The 4,925-nt window shown below is 69.3% G+C and carries 4 protein-coding genes and 1 pseudogene; 3 read left to right on the plus strand and 2 right to left on the minus strand.

The genetic code is table 11. The features are described from left to right. The 3 genes and pseudogenes from N4P33_RS32745 to N4P33_RS32755 all read left to right on the plus strand — a co-directional run. Positions 1-250, plus strand: a pseudogene (locus tag N4P33_RS32745) (dienelactone hydrolase family protein); the annotation flags it as partial. A gap of 126 nt (positions 251-376) precedes the next feature. After that, the gene (locus tag N4P33_RS32750) at positions 377-1,378 is read left to right on the plus strand and encodes a TerC family protein (RefSeq protein WP_260830570.1); all 1,002 of its coding nucleotides are present in this window, start codon (positions 377-379) and stop codon (positions 1,376-1,378) included. A 21-nt stretch (positions 1,379-1,399) separates the two neighbouring features. After that, a complete protein-coding gene (locus N4P33_RS32755) occupies positions 1,400-1,678 on the plus strand; it encodes a hypothetical protein (protein WP_260830571.1) in 279 nt (92 codons plus the stop codon). On the opposite strand, the gene N4P33_RS32760 is transcribed toward N4P33_RS32755, so the two are convergent. Together N4P33_RS32760 and N4P33_RS32765 are read right to left on the minus strand one after the other, a co-directional pair. Next, the gene (locus N4P33_RS32760; protein ID WP_260830572.1) at positions 1,663-4,047 is read right to left on the minus strand and encodes an excinuclease ABC subunit UvrA; all 2,385 of its coding nucleotides are present in this window, start codon (positions 4,045-4,047) and stop codon (positions 1,663-1,665) included. The genes N4P33_RS32755 and N4P33_RS32760 overlap by 16 nt on opposite strands. A gap of 55 nt (positions 4,048-4,102) precedes the next feature. After that, complete coding sequence (locus N4P33_RS32765; protein WP_260830573.1) at positions 4,103-4,549, minus strand: helix-turn-helix transcriptional regulator; 447 nt, start codon at positions 4,547-4,549, stop codon at positions 4,103-4,105. Positions 4,550-4,925 lie beyond the last annotated feature (376 nt).

Below are 4,925 nucleotides of genomic sequence, written 5' to 3' on the forward strand. Positions count from 1 at the left end.
GGGCGGGCGCCCCGATCTGGCCGAGGAGGCACTCGAACTGGTCGCGGCGCCGGTGCTGCTCATCGTGGGCGGCAGCGACGAGTCGGTGCTGGACCTCAACCGCAAAGCCGCCGGCCGGCTGCCGGTGAAGCACGAGATCCATGTGGTGCCGGGGGCGACCCACCTGTTCCCGGAGCCGGGTGCCCTGCAGCAGGTGGCCGAGGCCGCCGCCGGATGGTTCGGCGACTACCTGACACCGGCGAGCCGGTGACCGTCCCGCCAGGGGCGGTACCGGCCTGCTGCGAACTCGTCACGCCGCCGGAGAGACAAGGGGCCGTGGGATGGCCCAGACTCGAAAGAGGCCTCCCGGTCGATCCCGACGTGAGGGGGTGGGCCCGTGTACGACGTGCCGGTGTGGCTGTGGATGGTGTTCGCCGTCACCGTGCTGGTGTCGTTGGCGGTGGATCTGCTCGCGCACCGGCAGGCGCATGTCATCGGGTTTCGTGAGGCCGCCGCCTGGAGCGGCGTGTGGGTGGGACTGGCGGTGCTCTTCGGCGCCGTCGTCTTTCTCGTGGTGGGCACGAGACCGGGCGTGGAATACACCACCGCCTGGCTGCTGGAGAAAAGCCTCTCCGTCGACAACCTCTTCGTCTTCGCCCTGATCTTCGCCTACTTCAAGGTGCCGCGCGCCTATCAGCACCGAGTGCTGTTCCTCGGCGTGCTCGGCGCCCTGGTCTTCCGCGGGGTGTTCCTCGCGGCCGGCGTTGCGGTGGTCAGCCGTTTCACCGCCGTGCTGTTCGTGTTCGCCGCGATCCTCTTCTACAGCACGTACAAAATCCTCAAGGAGGAGGAAGACAGTTTCGACCCCGGCAGGAGCATCGCCGTACGGCTGCTGCGCAAGGTCGTTCCCGTACGGGAGGAGTACGCGGGGACGCATTTCTTCATCAAGGAGGCCGGGAAACGGGTGGCCACGCCGCTGCTCGCCGTGGTCGCCGCGATCGAGGCCGCCGACCTGGTGTTCGCCGTCGACAGCGTGCCCGCCGTGCTGGCCGTCAGCAGCGACGCCTTCATCGTCTACACCAGCAACGCCTTCGCGATTCTCGGACTGCGTGCGCTGTATTTCCTGCTGGCCGGGCTGCTCGACCGCTTCCACTATCTGAGCAAGGGTCTGGCGCTGATCCTTTCCTTCATCGCGGTCAAGCTCATGCTCCAGGCTTCCCACAAACTGATCAGCCCGGCCATTCCGGAGGTGCCCTCCTGGCTGAGCCTCTCCGTGATCGTGATCGTGCTGGCCGTCTCCATCGCCCTGAGTCTGCTGCGGCCCCCGCCCTCGGAGATCGCCGAGAAAATCCGTGCACCCGATATTTCCGAGCCGGACGACTCTCCCGAAAAGCATTAAAGGGAGAGTAAAATCCCGTTCATGAACCGCGAGCGGAAACACCGGGTGACGCTGCCCGCCGGTCAGGTCTGCCCGTCATGCAAACAGCCCGTCGAGACCGTGGTGGAGCGCCACAAGACGATGGGCGTCTACGTCCCGCTGTGGACAGCGGGGCCCTGTCACAATCCGCAGTGCGATCAGTACGAGCCGGAGGCGGCCTCCCCCGGTCAGGAGGAGACCTCCCGGCGCCCGGAGGAGGCCGCCCCGGGAGTGAGGAAGACCGCCCCGGGCGAGACCTCCTCGCGTCAGGTGCCGACGTAGTCCGCGAGGTGCTCGCCGGTCAGGGTGGAGCGGCAGGCGACGAGGTCGGCCGGCGTGCCTTCGAAGACGATCCGGCCGCCGTCGTGGCCCGCGCCGGGGCCGAGGTCGATGATCCAGTCGGCGTGCGCCATGACCGCCTGGTGGTGCTCGATGACGATGACCGACTTGCCGGCGTCCACCAGCCGGTCGAGCAAGCCGAGCAGTTGCTCCACGTCGGCCAGGTGCAGACCGGTGGTCGGCTCGTCGAGGACGTAGACGCCGCCCTTGTCGCCCATGTGCGTGGCGAGCTTGAGCCGCTGCCGCTCGCCGCCCGAGAGCGTGGTGAGCGGCTGGCCGAGGGTCAGGTAGCCGAGCCCGACGTCCACCAGCCGCTCGACGATCCTGTGTGCGGCGGGCAGGCGTGACTCACCCTCGCGGAAGAACTCCTCCGCCTCGCTCACCGACATCCCGAGCACCTCGCTGATGTCCCGCCCGCCGAAGCGGTACTCCAGCACCTCGGCCATGAACCGCTTGCCCTCGCAGTCCTCGCAGGGCGAGGACACGCTGGCCATGATCCCGAGCTCGGTGTAGATGACCCCGGCGCCGTTGCAGGTGGGGCAGGCGCCCTCGGAGTTGGCGCTGAACAGCGCCGGCTTGACTCCGTTGGCCTTCGCGAAGGCCTTGCGGATCGGGTCGAGCAGCCCGGTGTACGTCGCCGGGTTGCTGCGCCGCGAGCCGCGGATCGGACTCTGGTCGACGGACACGACACCCTCGTCCGAGGGGATCGAACCGTGGATGAGCGAGCTCTTGCCGGAGCCGGCGACGCCGGTGACGACCGTGAGCACGCCGAGCGGGATGTCGACGTCCACGTTCCGCAGGTTGTTCTTCGAGGCGCCGCGGATGGCCAGCTTGCCGGTCGGCGTGCGCACCGAGTCCTTCAGTTTCGCCCGGTCGTCGAGGTGCCGGCCGGTGACGGTTCCGCTCTTGCGCAGCTCCTCGACGGTGCCTTCGAAGCAGACGGTGCCGCCCTCGGTGCCGGCGCCGGGGCCGAGGTCGACCACGTGGTCGGCGATGGCGATGGCCTCCGGCTTGTGCTCCACGACGAGCACGGTGTTGCCCTTGTCGCGCAGCCGCAGCAGCAGGTCGTTCATCCGCTGGATGTCGTGCGGGTGCAGGCCGATGGTCGGCTCGTCGAAGACGTAGGTGACGTCGGTGAGGGAGGAGCCGAGGTGGCGGATCATCTTCACGCGCTGGGCCTCGCCGCCGGACAGGGTGCCCGCCGGGCGGTCCAGGGCGAGATAGCCGAGGCCGATCTCCTCGAAGGAGTCGAGGGTGCCCTGCAGCGCCGTGAGGAGCGGGGCGACGGACGGCTCGTCGAGCTCGCGCACCCAGGCGGCCAGGTCGCGGATCTCCATGCGGCAGGCGTCCGCGATGTTGATGCCCTTGATCTTCGAGGACCGGGCCGCCTCGCTGAGCCGGGTGCCGTCGCACTCGGGGCAGTCGGTGAAGGTGACCGCCCGCTCCACGAAGGCCCTGATGTGCGGCTGCATCGCCTCCTTGTCCTTGGACAGGAAGGACTTCTGGATCTTGGGGATGAGGCCCTCGTAGGTCAGGTTGACCCCGTTGACCTTCACCTTGGTGGGCTCGCGATGGAGGAAGTCCTCCATCTCCTGCTCGGTGAACTCGCGGATCGGCTTGTTCGGGTCGAGGAAGCCGGACTCGGCGTAGAGGCCGACGGTCCACACGTTGTCCGACTTCCAGCCGGGGATGGTGAACGCGCCCTCGGCGATGGACTTGGAGTCGTCGTAGAGCTGGGTGAGGTCGATGTCGGAGACCTTGCCGCGGCCCTCGCAGTGGGGGCACATGCCGCCGGTGCGGGTGAAGGTGACCTTCTCCTTCTTGCCGCTGCCGACGGTGATCGCGCCGGCGGCCTTGACCGTGGGCACGTTGAAGGAGAAGGCGCCGGGGCCGCCGATGTGCGGGGCGCCGAGCCGGCTGAACAGGATGCGCAGCATGGCGTTGGCGTCGGTGGCGGTGCCGACGGTGGAGCGCGGGTCGCCGCCCATGCGCTGCTGGTCGACGGTGATCGCGGTGGTGAGACCGTCGAGGACGTCGACGTCCGGCCGGGCCAGGTTGGGCATGAACCCCTGCACGAAGGCGGGGTACGTCTCGTTGATCAGCCGCTGCGACTCGGCGGCGATGGTGTCGAACACCAGGGAGCTCTTGCCGGAGCCGGACACGCCGGTGAACACGGTGAGCCGGCGTTTGGGCAGTTCGACGCTGACGTCCTTGAGGTTGTTCTCCCGCGCGCCGTGCACACGGATCAGATCGTGGCTGTCGGCGGTGTGCGAGGCGGGCGACTGGGGGTGCGTCGTCTGTGCCCTGGTCATCTTCTGGCTCCTGGGACGGTTCTCGAACGGCTCGGCGGGGTCCATGACCGTCACGCTAGTCAGGGGTCAGGGGCGGCGCTTCTCGATTTCTGACGGGTCTGGTGACCTGCTTGGCGACACAGGACGGCAGTCCGGCCGTCGCGCGGGCCGCCTCCCGCCGGTAGACGCTGGGCGGCATGCCGACGAGCTCGGTGAAACGGGTGCTGAACGTGCCGAGCGACGAGCAGCCGACCTCGAAGCAGACCTCGGTGACGCTGAGGTCGTCGCGGCGCAGCAGCGCCATGGCACGCTCGATGCGGCGCGTCATGAGGTAGCTGTACGGCGACTCACCGTAGGCACGCCGGAACTCACGGCTGAGATGCCCGGCCGACATGTGCGCCCCGCGAGCGAGCGCCTCGACGTCCAGGGGCTGCGCGTACTCCCGGTCGATCCGATCCCGGACCCGCCGCAGCCGCGCGAGATCACGCAGATGCTGAGGTGCGTCGCCCTTGCTGGTACCCACGTGCGAAATCGTGCCATGCCGGGAGGGGACGGCGCGGGTGATTGGCGGGGCGCGCGGGTCAGGGGCTGGGAGGGTCAGGGACTGCTCGGGGAGGGCATGGAGGCCGTGGCCGCATGAGGGGGCCGGGTCGGGATCTGTCAGCCGGGTCGAAGGTCGGGGTGCGGGGCGTGGGTCGCTGGTGGTGGGCACGGCACCGACAGCAGGTCGCAGCGTTTTGTCGGGTCGGTCGGCCGGGGGGCCGGGGGCTGCTCGTGTGGGGCACGATGACCGCGACGGCCTCGCGACCCTGGCCAGGCGCCGCCCGTCAGCCCGGCTGGAGCGGGCGCCCCGGGCCGTGGGCAGCGTGGGGCGTGGCGGGCACGGTGGGGCTTGCGGG

The organism is Streptomyces sp. 15-116A (assembly GCF_025290915.1).
Taxonomy (GTDB): domain Bacteria; phylum Actinomycetota; class Actinomycetes; order Streptomycetales; family Streptomycetaceae; genus Streptomyces.

Excerpts from the sequence above, each read along its gene's own strand:
- N4P33_RS32755 (WP_260830571.1), top strand. The coding sequence starts at position 1,400 with ATGAACCGCGAGCGGAAACACCGGGTGACGCTGCCCGCCGGTCAGGTC.
- N4P33_RS32760 (WP_260830572.1), bottom strand. The coding sequence starts at position 4,047 with ATGACCAGGGCACAGACGACGCACCCCCAGTCGCCCGCCTCGCACACC.